13 protein-coding genes are annotated in these 18,266 nt (G+C 41.5%); 4 read left to right on the plus strand and 9 right to left on the minus strand.

Going from position 1 to position 18,266, the window contains the following annotated elements; translation table 11 throughout:
* The first annotated feature begins 77 nt into the window (after window positions 1-77).
* A complete protein-coding gene (locus tag GT360_RS21800) occupies window positions 78-2,636 on the plus strand; it encodes a hypothetical protein (protein ID WP_204274540.1) in 2,559 nt (852 codons plus the stop codon).
* Window positions 2,587-4,047 (plus strand): hypothetical protein, encoded by a 1,461-nt coding sequence (locus GT360_RS01425; protein WP_164647180.1) that lies wholly within the window; start codon window positions 2,587-2,589, stop codon window positions 4,045-4,047. Before GT360_RS21800 ends, GT360_RS01425 begins: the two co-directional genes overlap by 50 nt.
* A gap of 68 nt (window positions 4,048-4,115) precedes the next feature.
* Here GT360_RS01425 and GT360_RS01430 read toward each other — a convergent pair whose 3' ends face one another.
* Window positions 4,116-5,495, minus strand: a complete 1,380-nt coding sequence (locus tag GT360_RS01430) for a DEAD/DEAH box helicase (protein WP_164647181.1) — start codon at window positions 5,493-5,495, stop codon at window positions 4,116-4,118.
* Window positions 5,489-6,034, minus strand: coding sequence for a hypothetical protein (locus tag GT360_RS01435; protein ID WP_164647182.1), 546 nt, complete (start codon window positions 6,032-6,034; stop codon window positions 5,489-5,491). Before GT360_RS01435 ends, GT360_RS01430 begins: the two co-directional genes overlap by 7 nt.
* 92 nt (window positions 6,035-6,126) lie before the next feature.
* Between GT360_RS01435 and GT360_RS01440 the strand changes: the two genes are divergently transcribed.
* Window positions 6,127-6,333, plus strand: coding sequence for a helix-turn-helix domain-containing protein (locus GT360_RS01440; RefSeq protein WP_164649539.1), 207 nt, complete (start codon window positions 6,127-6,129; stop codon window positions 6,331-6,333).
* A gap of 274 nt (window positions 6,334-6,607) precedes the next feature.
* Window positions 6,608-7,684: an FRG domain-containing protein gene (locus tag GT360_RS01445; RefSeq protein WP_164647183.1), complete on the plus strand. Its 1,077-nt coding sequence runs from the start codon at window positions 6,608-6,610 to the stop codon at window positions 7,682-7,684.
* A gap of 87 nt (window positions 7,685-7,771) precedes the next feature.
* On the opposite strand, the gene GT360_RS01450 is transcribed toward GT360_RS01445, so the two are convergent.
* From GT360_RS01450 to GT360_RS01480, 7 genes are all read right to left on the minus strand, one after another.
* Window positions 7,772-9,010 (minus strand): ATP-binding protein, encoded by a 1,239-nt coding sequence (locus tag GT360_RS01450; RefSeq protein WP_164647184.1) that lies wholly within the window; start codon window positions 9,008-9,010, stop codon window positions 7,772-7,774.
* 282 nt (window positions 9,011-9,292) lie between these two features.
* A complete protein-coding gene (locus GT360_RS01455; RefSeq protein WP_164647185.1) occupies window positions 9,293-9,814 on the minus strand; it encodes a hypothetical protein in 522 nt (173 codons plus the stop codon).
* Window positions 9,811-12,594 carry a hypothetical protein gene (locus GT360_RS01460; protein WP_164647186.1) on the minus strand — a complete coding sequence of 928 codons (2,784 nt, stop codon included), beginning with the start codon at window positions 12,592-12,594 and terminating at the stop codon, window positions 9,811-9,813. The genes GT360_RS01455 and GT360_RS01460 overlap by 4 nt, the downstream gene beginning before the upstream one ends.
* On the minus strand, window positions 12,591-14,684 hold the full coding sequence (locus GT360_RS01465; protein ID WP_164647187.1) for a hypothetical protein: 2,094 nt from the start codon (window positions 14,682-14,684) through the stop codon (window positions 12,591-12,593). The genes GT360_RS01460 and GT360_RS01465 overlap by 4 nt, the downstream gene beginning before the upstream one ends.
* Window positions 14,681-15,895, minus strand: coding sequence for a tyrosine-type recombinase/integrase (locus GT360_RS01470; protein WP_164647188.1), 1,215 nt, complete (start codon window positions 15,893-15,895; stop codon window positions 14,681-14,683). Before GT360_RS01470 ends, GT360_RS01465 begins: the two co-directional genes overlap by 4 nt.
* 254 nt (window positions 15,896-16,149) lie before the next feature.
* Entirely contained in the window at window positions 16,150-17,526 is a 1,377-nt protein-coding gene (gene cpxA, locus GT360_RS01475; protein ID WP_164647189.1) for an envelope stress sensor histidine kinase CpxA, read from the minus strand.
* A complete protein-coding gene (locus tag GT360_RS01480; RefSeq protein ID WP_164647190.1) occupies window positions 17,523-18,218 on the minus strand; it encodes a response regulator in 696 nt (231 codons plus the stop codon). The genes cpxA and GT360_RS01480 overlap by 4 nt, the downstream gene beginning before the upstream one ends.
* Window positions 18,219-18,266: the final 48 nt, after the last annotated feature.

Raw genomic sequence — 18,266 nt, forward strand, 5'->3', positions numbered from 1 at the left:
TTACAGAAGGTTTTATTTAATATGCCATTAGTGGCATCTTGCTTGGGACGTGTAAACCAGCTTTGGAGTAGTTAGTCTTGGATGACTTAGATGATAAAATGCGGGAAGCGTACGAAGCCGGACGGCAGAATGGTCAGGCACTGAATTTGCTTAGCAACTGGTGTGAACATGCAGAGTTTTGTCGTTCTGGTGGAATAGGAATGCTCGAGGCTGAGACAGGTCTACCCATTGGACATATGGGTATGCAGTGTAAGTATTCGAAGCAGTCAACTACTTACTCTTGGTTGCTTCAAGATAGTATTTATAGTTTCTATAAGAGTAGTTGTATAGATTGTAAAGAAAGGGTTCCTGTCGGAGTGCCCAACATTCTGGAGTTTATTGTTCCAAGGATGCAAGAAGAGGAGAAAAGAAAACTCCAAGCGATTCAACATGCAGAATTAAAGAAGAAGGCCCAAAATGAACGCCGGCTTAAGCGGTTAGAGCTTCGACCAACGTTAAGCTTTGAAGAGACATTTGTTCTTGATTTGTTGGATGAGCTGGACGTAGACGGTATAGCATCGGATGATCCAAGACTTGAAAAGTTTGCTCATTTGGCCCCAGAAGTTTTTACTCCTCGTATTGTAGACCTATTATTGCAAGCTGTAGTGGGTGATGATTATCTACCATACTCAACTCATGCGGCAAATGCGTTACTAAATGCTTGTATTGATGAAGCAAAAAAACTTCCTGTAGCCCTATTCCTAATTCAAAGGAGCTCTATCTCTCCTTCAACAATAAATGTAGTTTTAAGTAATGTTGATACGTTAAGGGTGAACCAGCTTGAAATAGCCCTTAGAGGTTTTGCTCTTTTAGCCACAAAATCTGCCCCAGACCCATTTATCTTCTCTGACCAATTACGACAAGTAGATTCTGACCCGTTAAAACGGTTGTTTGATGCTAGAAAAACTGACTTAACTGAAGCTCTGAGTCGTCTTTTTAGTCGAAAAGAATCTATTAGTATACAGACGGCTACCCGAGCACTAATAGGTATAAATGATAGCTCTCTACTTACCCATTTTTTGAGAGATATAGTGGCATTGCTGATGCGCCGTCGCCTACTACTGCCAGAAGAGGGAAGCGATAGTAATGTTATTCATTTTCTCAGAAAAGCAGCCTCGCTATGCCTATTACAAATACCAGAATCAACCGATAAAGTTATCCAGAGCTACTTAACAGATAATGATCCAGTGGGGTTTGATGAATCAAACAGAATATACGACTCTGCAATTAGACTTGTTAAGTCTGATACTCGAATAGAAGATGTCCATAAAGTTGCTTTTAAAAGATTATTATGGGCAGCCATCGAAAGCCCTGATAATCACAGGAACAGAGCCTTAGATACGTTTAGATATACCAAATCTGAACTTTCAACGTTAGCTCTAGATAGTTTTGATGATCTAATAGGTGCTGCTGCTACCTTGTCTGAAAAGTATGAGCATGTCGGCAAAGAAGGGGCCCTTGAAGTCCCCTATTCTTTCTCAGATAGAATAGAGCAAAGCAATAAGAAAAGGGAAATTAGCTCATTACAGTCGTCACTAGTTAACCTAGCTGCGCTGGGTGCTAAGTGCAGAGGCCAAAAGGGGATTGAAGACTTCTTAAGTCTCTATAGAAAACTGCCTAAAAATCAGGAGCAGATGCGTGGGTGTATGATAACCCATATAACCAAAATGGTAACAGGAGTTAGTAGCTTAAACTTGGTTTTATCTGACTGGTATGGTGCTCTAATGGATGAGAGCGTATTGGTCAGGGCTAGTGCAATTGATGCATGGGAGTATGTTCCATTTGACGTAATAAAGTACTTCCCAAACCTGTTCTTCGATGCTTATTCACTTGCATTAAGTGACCCTTATACAATGGTTCATAAGAGGGCAGTGTGGACTCTTATGCATAGGGCTTTTCCAGAAGGTAAGCGCAAGCTTTTGAAGGACCGCTTACGTAATTTGGTAATAGTATATTCGAATGAAAATGACGAAGAATTTCTGATTGACTGTATTAACTTGTTGGTTTCATTGTGTCTCACAGAAGCTGAGATTGAAGGTGCATATGGTCAAATGCTTTCAGCAATTTTGCTTAAGCAAGAAGGTCGAGCTTTGTACTATGCGGTAAGTACACCTAGCTTTGGCCTTAAAAAGCTACCTAACTTTCTGAAAGTAATATTGAAAGCAGTTCAAGATAGTTATGTGCGTGGTATATCAATAAGAGAGTGTAAGGAAACTATATTGGTTAGCTCTAAGCAAGAGCTTTCAAATAGTACAGAAGAACTAGTATGTGCTTTAGAACAACTAAAACCGCTACATCCTAAGGACTTTATAGAGGCTATTACATATGCGGCAGCTTTTTCAGTGTCAGGAGATAGTGCTATCGGCGCAAAGCTATTTAATGACCTCTTGAAAGGGATACCGGAAGAACCACGTAATCAATTATGGCGTATTCAGACTGACTTGGTTGCTACTGCATTGCAGATTGAGTCAGAAATAAAAGTTGGCAATTTAAGCAGTGAAAGTACACAAAAATGGCAAAGTTTAGTGCACGATTTGGAGAAAGAGTATGAAGAGCGAGCCAAATTTCGAAATGTTCCACCAGGCTTTAACTTCTAGAGTAGTAGTACTCGATTGTATCGAAAAGGCCTTAAAACCAGCACCTGGCAATATTGAGTCTCTCCAAAGTGCTTACCTTCAACTTAGGGAAGTTGTCGATGCACTTGGCGATGGTGATGCAGAGAACAGCTATCGTCGCTTTCTGTTTTCTGTATCAGTATTCCTTCTCCTTGCTAAGTGGAAGCAATCTATTCGAAGTGCTGCTCCAGATTCTCAAAGGTTTTTGACTTCAGCGAAATTGAAGGTTTCAGAGTTTGATGAATCTTTAGCTACTGAAGAAGATACGTTATTCGTAGAGTTTATCGATAGTATCAGTAAGATTAGTGATATAGATGAGCTTGATTCAGTCTGTGAACTTTTTTCTCGTTGGGACCTTCCACTACTTTTGTTCTCAAGGGTAAAAAAAATGTCTGTAGCCTCAAGTTCTTCGATACATAGGAAAAGCTCTTCGAGAGAGAAAATTAACGTCGCTTTCTTAAAATTTGATATCGATGGGCAACCAGCAAAGAACTTTAATTACCTTAAACCTGGTACTTCATATGACTTAACTTTGGAGGTTAGAGTTTCCAATTGGCCAGCAGATGCGACGAACTTGTTGCTTACACCAGTAACAATCGATGCGAGAGAAAGACAGTGGTTACCTACTTTTAATTTTGAAAAACCAGAGGGAGCGGAGCCGTTTGTCTTGAGAGATACAGGTAGAGCTGTATTGGAAGTCGCCCACTCTTTTGGTTCAAGACCTTATGAGTTCCTTTATGCTGCAGAATTCACTGGTTCTCAACAAAATGAGAAAGTGGAGATCGTTGGTCATAGAAGGTTGCTATTGGAAGGGACGGATATAGATTGCAATCCTATCTCTGGGTTTTCTCACATAGATAAGCATCTGATTAAGCTGAGGAACGAATTAAGAGCGTTGCATATTCACAATGAAAGTGACTTGGCAAATGTTATGACAATCTTGGGAGGGCTCGGTAATATCTATGCTCAAGCACTAAAGCAAGGTATGTTTCCAGAGAAAACTTCAGAGAGAGTTTTTCAAGATAAAGTTCTTGAACTGCTTAGTAGTCGAGTTGAGATTGGTGAGAACTTGCATAGCCACTTAGAGGCTGCTGGTGGTATTACAGATCTGACGTATTGTGATATTCCTATTGAACTAAAGGTTGAACATAAAAGAACACTGTACCCCAAAGATTTCGCAAAGTACTTCGACCAAACAGCCAGTTATGCTCTAGCTTTGGGTAAGAAAGTTGGAGTTTTAGCCGTTTTAGAGTCTTCTCCAAAAACTGAACCATTAGGGAGTTTTGAAGAAGATGTAGCGGTTTTTCCTCACCCTAATGGTTCGAACAATACCTTATTGATTGTTATCATCATAAGGGGAGGCTTTCCTAAACCCAGTTCGTACTCAAGGTAAGAAATTGTAAAATGTCAATATGTACAACCAGCTCATGTTTAGTATGCTTGGGTAAGGGGGGCGCAGAGTTAGAGCTCACGAAAAGCTTCAATTACACGTTGATTAAATTCGTTTAGCGAAAGTAGGCATGTGTGACTTTGGTCACTTTTTGATGTTTGTAATATATCTTTAATTCCACCTTTCCAAATTATATCAGATAGTTCCTGCGTAGTTTTACTCTCTATCGGGTTGCTTAACGTACTTATAGAGTCATGCGTACTAGAATCAATAGCGGGTGACATTTTCAGATACATGCAGCTTTGTGGTATTTCGGACTCTATGTCCTCGGCGAACTCTACCATTTTTGGTGTGGAGAATGTATAGAACCAAGCTTCCTGGTTAGAACCCTGAGTCAAGCGTAATATGCGTCCCAGAACTTGTCTGAAGTAGAGTTCTGTTTTTACATTTGTTAGGTAGCAACATACTTGGAGTCTTGGAATATCAGTCCCCTCACTGATCATTCCAACGCTAACAATCCACTTTGTATCACTTTCATTGAATCCATTGATTATATTGTGTGATTTCTTATTTTTGTGCGTCACAACAACTACAGATTGTTGAAAGTCTATTTCTAACTTGCGAGAAATTTTCAAAGCATGTTTTATTGATGAAGCAACTACTAAGCCAGCAGCATCGTGAGTTTCTTCTCTTATCACTTTTAACTTGTCAACCGACTTACTCAGAATGTACTCAAGGGCATCATCATCATTAAGTATTGATTGGTAACTAAAGTTATCACTGGATAGAAAATGGCTGAGAGAGTTAAAAGATTCAGTGTGCGTTTTGTCACCAACCGTTAATTGTTCACAGTCGATGAGTGCGATAGTAGGTTTTCTGCAGACCTTATCTCGGATAGCATGGGCCATTGAATAGTTGTAGTCACAAACGATTCTGCCGTCGGGAGTGCTGTAAGATGCAAGAGCTACTGGAGTATCATTTGAGCGCCATGGTGTGCCACTCAAAGCAAGTGTGTAGGTAGCAGCTGTTTGAATATCTGTAAGGACGTGGTACCCCCAAGAGTTGCAATTACCCTCTGAATTTCCACAACAGTGGTGTATCTCATCGAATATGCAAAGTACTTTGTATTTTGAAAGCGCGACCCAAAATCGTCGATCAAAGAATCGTAATGATTGGTAAGTTACTACTTTTCCTTTTTCACCGATCTTTCCTTTGAAACTGCAGTCAAGTATGCGTGAAAATGTATCTCTAATTCCTCGAGATACTGATGTTGAAGGAGCAAAGCAGAGTACGAAATCAATTTTTTTTTCAGCGAACATTTGCTCAGCGAGAGTCGCTGCCATAATTGTCTTACCAGCCCCTGGGGTTGCCTGAGCTAAAAAGTGTCTCTGCCCATGATGAAACTTTTGCTTAGCTAGTTTTACACAGTCTTTTTGCCATAGCCTTAGCATACCTTTATCTCTTTTTCTGAAACTAGTTTAATTGCTTTCGACCAAACATTGAGTTTTGCTACTAATGATGCTGTTTTGGTGGCAGCTAAAGCATAAGGCTCGTTGAGTATTTGGGTTAGTTCAGAGGAACGATTCATCAAGCCTCGATACTCTTCGACTTCAGCCAAAGCAATTCTTAATTCGGTCTCAATGTCTGTTTTTTCTTTTATCAGTTCTGATTTAAGCTTTGAAACTGATGGCTCATTTACGTTACTAGTCGTTGAGCGACTTCGCTTGTCTTTAAGAACAAAGTTGAATTCATCAAAAGAGGCTGTCTTTTTGTACTTTTTACTCTGGCGCACACCAGTACTTGTCAGGGCACCTATGCGCTCAAGCTTGTTTAAATGTCTAGCCACCAAAACTCTAGTATTGTTTGAATCGTCGTAAGCATTAGAAGCTTTTTGTATTAGTTCCCTAACCTGAGCGGCCTGAAATTCGTTCATTGAGGGTGAAGTGATGACTCCATAGATATCACGATTAATCAGGTATTTTTCACTCATGTTGGGAACCATTGCTTATAAAATGCGGATTATAGTCCGTGGCAATGTCTGCATCAAGAGAAGATAGTTTTCATTTTTTGAGTCCATATAAAATGAAAGACTTAGCGAAAGATTTTGGAGCGAACCTACGCAGAATGCGCAAGGATAGGTCTATTTCTCAAGATAAACTGGCTTTACTTGCAGATATTGATAGGAGTTACATTGGTAGGGTTGAACGCGGCGAGGTTAATATTACTCTTCAAAAAGCCTATCAGCTCGCTAGTATTTTGGAGTGTGACGTGAAAGAGTTACTACCTTAAGGTTTCTCTGATTTATTCTGAATAAATGCCCAATGATATTAGATATAAGCAATGCATTTACAGTGGGTAAAAAGTCACATCATATTCTTGGCGTGTTGAATTGCTATATTTATGAAAATTTCGGTAGATTTCTACTGGTTGCATACTTTCCTCAAGGTGATCTACTTATCATCTCCCGAAGTCGTTCCCATGCTATGCTTGGTGATTCATAAGGTTGTTAAATCAAATACCAGTACATTTTTTAACTTGGGTTTTAAAGCGATAGGGAGGGAGCATGCATTACGATAGACATATAGATCTACTACTTATAGATATCTTCCCTAGAGTAGAGCAGGATCAATATTCTTTTACTACATCTGAGTTTTTGGTGTTATCGAGAGAAATGGGAATCAAGTGGGATCTTGAAACAACGAATGGAAGGCTTTACTCCAGTGAGTATGTGAGCGTTACCAGTACGTATGAACCTACTTCAGATTTAAATGAATGGGTATATCACAAAAATAAGCACTACAAAGTTAATTTGGTAGAGCATCCCAGTTGGGATTCCTTTAAGGATTATGTGAGCCGAGAGTTCTATAATGACATCGAAAGAGTAGTTTTCCGCGGACAAAGAGACAGCGCATGGGATGTGACTAGTTCATTAACCAGAATTTATAGTGACTTAGAAGGCTATTACACACCTGAGGAACTTGAACATGCCCATCTAAATAATTTTAAGTTCACTTCTCGAGGGCGCCTACCTTTTAACAACATTACTGACGAAGCCTTATGGGCATTAGGCCAGCATTATGGCTTGGCGACACCTTATGTTGATTGGACTACAGCACTATATTATGCCGTATTTTTTGCGTTTGCTTCACCAGAGAGAAGCAGTACTGGCTTTCGCGCTATTTACAGCTTGAGTATAGATACAGTCGTAGAGCTAGCTTCAAAAGATTCTAGATTAGCATTTGAAGTCTACGATCCAGCTTTAGAGTTTAATCAACGATTGCTTTCTCAGTGTGGACTATTAACTAGAATTCCTACCGGCAAAACTTTAGAGCAACAGTTTGATTCATTCAAAGAATTAAATCTTTTGGTCAAACATATGATCCCTGATTGTGAAAGAGCACTTATACTCAACGACCTATCCCATATGGGCATTGATTACTCTAGTATGTTTCCAGACCTTCACGGTTCTTCACTTCAATGCAACTTCGTTCAAGAGCATAAGATAGCTCTGGATTTGAGACGGCAAGAGTTGAGCGAAGAATTTAGCTCAAAGGTTCGAGAATCTTTGAATTCTGATAGAAAGTATAGTTTTGAAGAGATGGATCAAATATATATGAGTTATAAAAGGATACCAATGTAGTGCTTTGTTGCTAAGTGAGGTGTCTGTTTTAACCCCGTACGTAATACGGGGTAAAGTGGAATGTTTTGAGTAGACTGAGGCTGCTAATCAGAAGTTGATATCGCCATCAGGAAGCATTGTTAAGTTGGCAAGCCTAATATAGCTTGGCATTCTTGGATCGTTGAACTTATAAACGCCTTTAGCTAACCTTCTTAGAATAGTGTCATCATTATCAGATACTATTTTCTGCAAGTAGTTGTTTAACCAACCTTGAGTTATTTCTACTCCCCAAAGTCGCTCGTAAGCGCCTCGAAGTTTAGATGCCTTGAATTCATCTTCAGTAATGGAAGATGCAGCAATAAGAATCTTTTTAAACTCTTCAGTATTTGCAGAACGAATAGCTTCGTTATAAAGCGTTCTGAGTGATCCTTCTGCATCACCACAAGCGTCATCGGTAGCTGCTTGTATGTGACCTAGGCTGATTTCTTTACGGCTTTCTGCTATCGCAGCTTCAGCTGATTTTAAGCAAAGTAAATGTGCAAAATGAGCATAGCCAGCACTCACTTTTTCGACTTTCCTGATTGCTGACGTAGAAAATTCTAGTTCGAGTTTCTTCGCGCCTTCAGTAATAATCTGACGGACTTCCTCTGTTGATAGCTTTTTTAAATGAGTTTCTTTAAGACAACGTTGAACAGACTTGTGTCCGTGCGTAAGTTCACTTGATGTCTCAGCGATTCCCACAACCAAAAACTTGAGAGGCGAACCTTCATCACTCAATTGCTTAATAAGCTCTGCTACTTTCCACTTCTCTTCTTTAGCAATCACATCAATTTCATCGAGAAGAAAGATCGCGTTAATGTCCTTGATCTTATCTGCTACCCAACTTGGGGAAATCGCTCTTTCCGTAAAGCCCTTGAGCATTACTTTGTCAGTGTTTTTTGACTCTAACTCTGCATTCAGAACAAGTTTCACCCCGCCTTTTTGGGTGTCTTGGCACTCTTGCTCGCTTGAGCTAATCTGTAAATCCACTCCGACTTTTATCAGTAGTTTCTCGACGATAGTCAAGAAGGTATCACTACTATCACAACGTTTCTTGATCAGTTGATTATTCTTGAGAGGCTTTAGTAGTTCACTAGCGATGTTGGCTAGGGAGCTTTTTCCTACACCTCGATCTCCAAACAGCACCGAGTGTTGACCCGGAGTGTTGAGCTGTTGAATTATGCTATGAACTTCGTTTTGACGCCCAAAAAACAAGTCATATGTCATGATCGGCTGGTAGGGGGTGTAGATGTCTCTTACCCTCGATTCTATGATTCGTTTCTCGTGCTCAAGATTGAATATGTTCATTATTCTAGCCAATTAGTTCTGATTCTTGTTATTGGTATCATACGATCGATTTTGTTCTATTGAAACAGTGGTTTACTATCATTGAGAAAAAACCAGACTGTACGATCTAGTCGTAACTAACGGGTAGGTGTGTAAGATCAAGTATGGTTTACTACAGCTAATACGTTTTTAATTCTCGTTCGAGAATTGTCAAAGCACCTGTGTGCGATAACCTAAGTCACTTCGCTTCTTGTTGCTTTGGTAAATCCAGTGTGTGAGCTGAAATCGGAACAATTGTTTTTACTAGTTAAGTCCTAATAACTGTCGGACAGGAAGAGATAACTCTGATAGCCGATTGGACCATAATTCTTCCGCGTTTCTTTGTTTCTCATCCTCTAACTCTTTTTGAATTTTCTGGCATTTTTTGACAAGTTCATCGTGAGTTTTTGATGCATTGCCTTTCCCTTTTGCTCTTAAATAACTACCAACTCGTTTTTCTTTATCTTCTAATAGTCTTTTGTTGCTAGCATCCAGTGCACTGCGAAACCCTGAAGCCCACTTGGAGCCTTTAGCCATGTCAAGAGTGGCGGGCTTTACATTTATTGCTTTAGCAACATGACTCACGCGGATCTGCCATAGGCTTGTTTTGGAAAAGTCAGATGGTTTTCGGTGTGTATTGATATATTCCTGGCAAAGTGATTCAAGTGATTTAAGGCAATACCAGGCATCAATAGATTTATTACTGGATGATACCCAGTTTGGTAACTTTTCTGGTTTTTGTTTGCTTTCGTATTCGGCTTGTTGCTGTAACAGTTCGAGGCTCATATCGATTTACCTTCTGTTTCTATAGCACTTTGTAGGCTATCAATGATAGTCGGGGCGGCTCCAAGGCGTTTTAGATGCTTGATTGCGTTAAAGACGGTTTGTATTGATGGTGCGCGCCATGCGGCTGGTACTTGTTGTGTGTGAAGGAGCTTTACGTCGTTAGCGATCCCAAGGAGTATTCCTTGTATATTACCTTTCTGAGTTAGGTTGTTTATGCATCCAAGGCATAGCCCAGGACAGGCGTTTTGCCTCTGGAGAATGCCATTAACAGAGCATTTAGCTTTGTGTTGATTGCGTTTGAGTAGTATACAAAAACCCCAAGGGTTAGCCTTTATATCTAGGATCTCTTTTTCCGCGAAGTCTTCTACGACACTCTCGATGTTTTTAGTGGTGGTTACCTGCGTCTTGAACAACACTCTGCGCAATAGGATGTCTAGTTTCCCAGCAAACCCTTTTCCTGCTTTATGTAGGTGATTTTTTAGCAAAGAAGAAATAACTCTCCGCTTTACAGTGTCATGTTGACGTCTATTATCCTTGTCACGGATATATGTCAACCACATATTTTGGTTAATATGTTTGAATTGAGAACGTATCATCCACCCAACGTCACCATCAAAGCGTCTGTACACCGCCTCGGCCCAAATATGTCTGAACGCGTGGGGGCTGGGGTAACGGCAATCTTCCACAATTTCATTGACTATATGTCTGGTGTAAAGCGCTGAAAAGCCAGTCGTCTGAGCTCTATGTAGAATATCTTGTTTAGTAGAAATGGAAAGATATCTATCCATTAGTTGCATAATGTGGTCGGGTAACTGACCGCTAATATATCGTTCTAGTAGTTTTTTTCGATCGCTATAAGAAAAGAGAAAGGTTACTCGGTCTCTCTCTCTACGTGCTCTGCGGTGAGCTTCAACGAGTAACGTATCTTGTTGAAAGTTATTCCAGCTCTCTGATGTACTATCTTTGGCTAGCCGCTGAAGATTTCGCTGTTCTTCAAACGTTAATATTTGGTGCCGAGCAAGACTTTTGAGTTCATCGAAAGCATGGATTTTATCTAACTGGACGAAAGGGGCGTAGTTGTCTACGAAGTGCTGCCACATCGACTTGATGCGTCGTTTGACAAATTCTCCAGATTTTTCAGGGAAATTGATGAACTTGTTATGTGTAGGGTAAAGGCACGGCTTTGATTCACCTGACTGTGTGAGTAGTGATAGCTGTCGTGCTACTTCATATGTGCTTTGAGTTATCTCTCTGCTGATTTTGACTTTACCATGAGTTTTAGGGATGACCCATTTGACGTTATGTCTCCATGGACAAGTATGTTGATCAAGTCCATCGAAGTTTCTAGTGATTTTGATGTCTCTCAGTGACCAGCCAAACTCGGATTCACGCCAACCTGTAATGGCTACGACGTAGGTTAGGCCAGCATCACCTACCAACTTAATAAACGTATTAAGATAGGTAGACTTCTGGCCATTTTTAATGACTAAACCCAAATCGCTGAACCATCTCGTCGTCGGAAGTTTAACATCGACTTCAGTAAAGTGTTTTTTCCATCGTGCTGCTATCCAATTATCGAGAGGCTCTGAATTATTAGTCAAATCAAGTTTTGGTCCCGTGATTTCTGTTATCCATTTAGTGTGCAGTACTTTTAATTCGTCTGGGATTAATATGTGTTGATGGTCTAGTTTTGGAAGGTACACTTTTACAAGCTGACGAATCCACTCTAATTCGCTGTAGTCAGTGCAATCAATGCTAAGATGTTTGGCGAGTGCCCGGATTTCTGAGTCTTTAAGCATTGCTTCACTTGCCATCAAAGGCCGTAAATGCTGTTCAAAAACACTCTCAGTTGCTGATCTAATTCTGTTTAATGTATCATCGCTCAAATATCGTCGGGTGTTACTTTTATGTGTGATTCCACGTGGTAGTTCATGAATCGTCTTGCCCTGAAGGAAGTGATGAACAGTTGGTATTGCACTACTTATGGAAATGTCAGCTAAATTAGCAATAGTTTCAATATCCTCTAGGGTTAGCTTTAGTGCTGTTGCTAGGGATATGTTTTTATTAAAGAAGTGATGGCAGTGTTCTATGTAGTATCGGCCGTAATCTAGTGATAGTCGATTTAAAGTATTTCCTTTTTTCCAGTCTGCGTATGTGAGTTCTCCATCAGTTACATTATCAATAGCTTTTTTCCAAGATTTAAGCCGCACTTTATCCGAATAGACAGTATTAAATCCTATCGGCTCTAAACCTAGTTGACGTAGTGTAAAATGCCATTCACGTGTATATGTATTTGACACATCTTGCCAACAACATGGTGTCAAGCGACGCTCTAATGTGCCACTTTGGGTAATGCTATGTTTGATTTGGTATTCAAAAAGTGTGATTAGATCGAGTTGACGTGCCGGAATAAGTGGCTTTAGTTTTTTGGGATAAGTAGACTTTTGGGGTGGTTCGTGTTCAGCGAGCCAAAAAATCCATTTGCATATAGAAGCGTATATTTTTCTTAAAAAACCTACATTCTGATACGTTCGCGCAATATCAAGGAACAGTAGTTTGGCTAGCCAGCAAGGTTGTACTCCAAGCATACCACACCACTCTGGTTGGTTTTCTTCTAAGTTACGTAACCCAGAGAAGTTTAGAGTTACACCATGAGCAAAAGACCACAGGTTCTGATGTAGGTCACTTTGAGAGCCCATGTTTCTGAGGCGTTGCTGCAGTTCATGAGTCAGGTATGCATTATGATTTGCATCAGGTGGTAAAGGAATTGGTGTGATCACGTGCCCACGCCTCCGTATATTTGCGCCTCAAATAGTGGTGGTAGAACTTTATGGAGTTGTTTATATTTTTCAGTCCCCTCTTTGACTACTTCAGGACTTATACGGTTATTCAGTAACAAAGACATCCATTCTGCATCAGGTAAGACCGTTCGCTCAAAGAACTGCAACGCATTTTGGATAAGTCGATTTGCCTGACGTTCCGCTTCGGAAAGATAATGTAGAAAGTAGACTACGGTTTCTGGGGTATCCCACACAACATACATATCTGGTTCTCCATTTTTTATTACTCCTGCCGCAGATGGAGTGATAACCTGACCTAATGGATTTATCTGTACATTCTGATTGCTAGATATTTTCTGAATTTTTGTTTGCAGATTTCGCTCGCGAGCCTGGCTAAGTGCAGCATCAATATTCAGTTTGAATACATGGTTTTCGATGTCATCAAGAACTATTCGAGTTATTCTTCCATTTAAGTTGACCCACTCTTTGTTCTTGTCTGTCATGTAGTTGGTCTTCTCTACTCCTGCTGAATGTGAGTTTGTGTTTATCAGGTCACTATCACGGTATTTGTCACTGCGTGCTTGAATTGAACTGGTTTTTATAGCTGCGAGGCCAAATAGTGATATAGGCAATGGTCGAGATACTTTTTCGCGATAAAGTTCATAACTTGTTTGCTGTTGTTTTTCTAGTTCTTTTAAATACCACGCTGCATAGGATTCTTGGCTATTTCTTATCATACACAGATACAGGTGGCGGAAAAGATCGCTTGAGGAACGTGCCTTGAGGCGAGTGTTTATCAACTTTGATAGAGTTGGCGTTTCCCATATCCTAGTTAACAGTCCAGGAATTGAGTAGTTTGATGTAGGCGTGAACGATACAGAGCCTCCAATGGGGCAGATAGCCACTTCATCATCTGGTAATGTTTCCAAGTACGCAATTATTGCTTTTGCTTCAATGAGTGAGCTATCCAAAATTTGTGGTTCTTGAATGCTACTCCGGCCTTTATAATAGGCGCACTGCACACTTATCGGGCGATGGTATTTGTTATAATGAATATAAAAATTATTGCTCTTTAGTTTTCGTACATCGGTCGGTTGTACAGTTTGCCAAGCACATAACCAAGCCATTAGAAGTTGCTCTATTCGAGAGTGACTTGTTATATAGTCAGGATGAAATATATGTGGTTGTATGAATGTGTTTTGATAGCAAGAGCCTACTTTAATCTTGAGTCCAATAGTTTTACCATCGCGTATTCGTTCATTGTATGTTTTGAGTACGTTGGGGTTAAGACAGTCAGCTAGTAGCAGCTCTACTGCGCCTTCTGGGAGTTCGTTAGAGTGCTGTATTAAAGTTACTAGCAACTCTCTGCAATGCTTGAAGTTACGTTGACGTGAAGTAAGCCCTTTACCTATTTCAGTAATATGTGGATACTTTTGCATTAGCTTAAAGATTGCTGATTTTATCTGCAAGATCCACAGTAACGAACAAGCTACTGTGACACTAAAGCTTCCCATAAGACGCTTCGGGCTCTCTAATGCTAACCAGTTACTATCGCCGACTAAAGGTCTCAACCAGTCTATATTTGTAAACCAACCGCTCAAGGTAAAAGGTGTCGGTTCCTCTCCTTTCAATATACCGGTACTTTCTACCAATAAGCGTATAAATCGCTGCTCTTCGGGTGTAAAAGTATCTGAAGCCGCCCCTTCTTCCAGTAGGATTTTGATATCTTTAGTACCTGTAGATTGCGGCAAGAGTTCATTTTGATTTATTCGATATGTTTGATAATCCTCAAGTAGGTGAAATATCCTTGCATCGTTTAATTTTTGGTCGTTCAGCCAATTTGTAAAGCATGAAATTTGTGTAACGTATGTCCTCTGAGTGACCGAATTCAATGTTTGTTGCCACCAATCGGAAAGGACTGCATTATGGATAGCTTGGAAAACAAGCCTTGCGTGGCGATTTGGGTTTGCGAGATGTATGGCTCTGTTGTTTATAATCAGACGAGTTGGTATAGCTTTGAGTTTTGATGGCAGAGGGGGAAGAGCTTCATCAAACATGTTTACAGAGCGCTTTGAGTAATCAACACTCATGCATTCACCATAGCTTCTCTGTTAAGCATTACCATATGTAGACGGATATAACGATATACAGTTTTTGAGTTTTCGCTGTGGCGAAGGCGTTGTCGAACTACTTCTAGAGCAGCACTTTCAGAGCGTGTTTCTTGCCCCTCGGAGGATTGTAGTTCTTGGTGATATAGTTGGGTGGCAAAGGAGTGCCTAAGATCGTGATAACTAAGTGCTTGGTTTAGATAGGGGACTAATGCTCTTACTCGTCTAAAGGTTGTTGTGGCTTGCTTCGCACTTATAGGGAGCCCCTTTCCTACGTTATCATTACGAACAAATAAGGTTTGTGTACTTACCTGACTAGAATCGTTTACGGTAGTTGCTCGCTCTCCGTCATGGTATATTTTCATACTCTCGAGTAGTTCTCGGTCAAAATAGATTACACCAGTTTTACCTCCCTTGGTGTACTTCCCTCGTATTACGTACTCCCAAACCATCTTTTCAGGACGAGATTTCAACTCTTCAAATATTGATATTAGGCCTCGGTGCTTACCGTGGTCATTAAGTTCCAATCCACAGTTTTCTTCTGCTCGTAGGCCAACTTCGTATCCCATTTGCAATATCAGTTTGTCACGAGCACAAGTACAATTGCGTAACAGGTCGTTGTATTCATCAGTTGCGACATAACTAATTTTGAGAGGCCGAGTATCCTTTTCTGCCATCCATTGTATTGTCTTCTTGTAAATCGTTGTCGGCCTATTTTGGTCTTTGGGCCAAACTCCAAGAGCACATAAAAAGTTACAATATGCTGCAATGCCCGACTGATGTGCCTTGAGAGAGGTTATGGATGATAGACTGTTTGGTAATACCTGATTTAGGTAATGGTTTAGAAAGCGTGTGGTTATGTTTTCAGTGTGGTGAATACTCAGGTCGGGCAGGCTATTTATGTACTTAAGTAACTTGTATACGTGCCCTATATAATTGACAAGTGTATTTTCTGTTGCGGGCTCTGCCTTGAAGGTAGTCTTTACGTTTCTTTGTCTTTTGCGTGTAATTGCATTGCCATAAGAACTTCGGTTACCGGTAGTATGCCAACCCCACACTTCTTGTTTGATAGCAATATGTATTGACCATAAACAGGGCAAAACAATTGGTTCACGATTATCGTCAGAAAATAGATATATCTTATCTATGTCGATACCGTCTAGTTTGAAATTATGAAAAAGGTCTTTGTACATGGCAAACCACACAGAGACAGCTTACTAACTTTTTTAAGACTAGAGCTAATTGCTCCAATACGCCAAAAATACCCTAAAAAAATTACAGTTCGGTATGGGTTTCTATTTTACCTGTGTTAGGCGCAATCTCAGGTTCGTAAAGAGCAATGTCAAACATAGTAGCCGGGTTCACCGTTGAATTGAGAAGGGGCACGATTTTCGTTGCCCCGAGATGCGAGAAGAATAGCACTGTCGCTGTTTTTGCTGCAAGTAAGCTAAGCCAGCGGCAGCGTGATGGTGACCTTGAGTCCGCCGAGATTGCTGCGCTGAGCGTGTATTTTTCCGCTGTGTTGTCTGACGGCATTTTCTGTAATGGCTAAACCAAGTCCCGTACCGCCCGAGTCTCTGTCGCGAGCGGTTGAGACGCGGTAGAAGGGCCGGAAAATTTGATCGAGCTGTTCGTCGGGCACACCCGGGCCATCGTCATCCACCATAATAGTGACGCGCTCTCCTGTGATGCTGAAGCTGACCTCGATGGCTTGGTCGGCATAGCGAATGGCATTGCGAATGACATTTTCAACCGCGCTGATCAGCAATTTGGGACTCCCCGAGATACTCTTGTCGGGGATAGCATTGAAGCTAAGCGCTTTGCCAGATTGCTCCGCCTCAAACTGAGCGTCATCAAGCAGACCTTCCCATAGACTGCTCAAGGGCTGCAGTTCTCGACTTAGGTGAGAGTCCATTTGCATGCGAGAGAGCGACAGCAGCTCAGAGATCATCTGTTCGAGCCTCTGTGCTTCGGTATCAATACGTGTCAGTTCGCTGCTTTCACCTTGTTTGCGCTGCGCCAATGCTGAAGCCATTCTCAAGCGAGTAAGAGGAGAGCGCAGCTCATGAGAAATATCAGACAACAGACGCTGCTGACCCGAGATCATGGAATTCACAGCATCAACCATTTGGTTGAAGCTCTGGCCTGCCTGACGAAACTCGCGCGTTCCCTGCTCAAGCTTAGGGTCCTCAACAAATTCCCCTTTTGCAACGCGCCGCGCAGCTTGCTCTAGTCGGCGCGCTGGTTGACTGATTGCCCAAGCGAGCCACAGCAGCAGGGGTGTACTGACAACCATGACCACGATGAGTAACTGAAAAGGTTTATCGAACAGGCGAATTAGGTAGGGCGGTGGCTCATTCCAGCGTAACCCCATATACAGTTGCAGTGGTTGGTTGGCTAATTCAACCTTTACTGGGCCTGCAAGCATCCACTGTCCGTAGAGTTTTTGTTGCGCAGTGTTGGGAAAGTCGGTGCTAGAGACAAAGTTTTTGAGCACCTTGCGTTTGTAATCGGAACGGTCACCTTGAGTTAAGATATTGCCTTCACTGTCTGCCAGATAAAGCGACGGCTTTCGATGACGATTCTTGTTGAGCTCCTTATTGAAGTCATCAATGATCACGTTAAGATCTTGGGTCATCCGATAGTGGTTCTCGACATTACGTGCCAATCGTTCTAAACGCTCAGCATGCTCAGTTGAGAGCTCACGCACTTTACGTGGATCTAGGTGAGGCAGAGAAAGCACGGCGATCACCACCAACATGATGGTGAACCAAAAGATGGCGAATATTCGCCCATACAGGCTACTGAACTTTGGAAGCTTCATGAATCGGCCTCAACTAACATATAGCCGCGACCTCGTAAGGTCTTGATCAGGGTACGTCCTTCTCCCGACTGAGTGAGCTTTTTACGTAAGTTAGACACGTGCATGTCGACGGCTCGGTCAAAAGCAGAAAGGCGCTTGCCAAGTACTTCTAGGCTCAGCACTTCCTTGGTGAGAACATCGCCAGGATATTGCAGGAAGTAATCCAGTAGCGCGAACTCCGTCGTGGTGAGGTCAAGAAGTTGTTCGTCGAGATACGCCTCTAGCTTACCTGGGTAGGTGACAATATTGAGGTACTCGTGACAGTCTTTCGTGCCACTTTTCTTTGCGGGCTCTTTTGCGGTTCGACGCAAAATCGCTTTGATACGTGCAAGTAGCTCACGGTCACTGAATGGCTTAGGTAAGTAGTCGTCTGCGCCAAGCTCGAGACCGATGACGCGATCGATCTCTTCCCCTTTTGCAGTCAGCATGAGTACCGGAGTTTCCCAATTCGCTCTAAGCTGCTTTAGAGTCTCGATGCCATTGAGTTTTGGCATCATCACATCGAGTAAGATTAAATCTATGTTCTCGTCCAAAAGCGCGAGCCCTGCTTCGCCATCATTGGCCTCACTGATCTGAAAGCCTTCAAAGGTCAATACTTCAGTCAGTAGTGACGTTAGCTCAGTATCGTCATCAATCAAGAGAATATGGTTCATAGTGACTCGCCCTACACAGTGTTCGTCTAATACATCATTGCTGTCTAC

The organism is Vibrio astriarenae (genome assembly GCF_010587385.1).
In the GTDB taxonomy this organism is placed as follows: domain Bacteria; phylum Pseudomonadota; class Gammaproteobacteria; order Enterobacterales; family Vibrionaceae; genus Vibrio; species Vibrio astriarenae.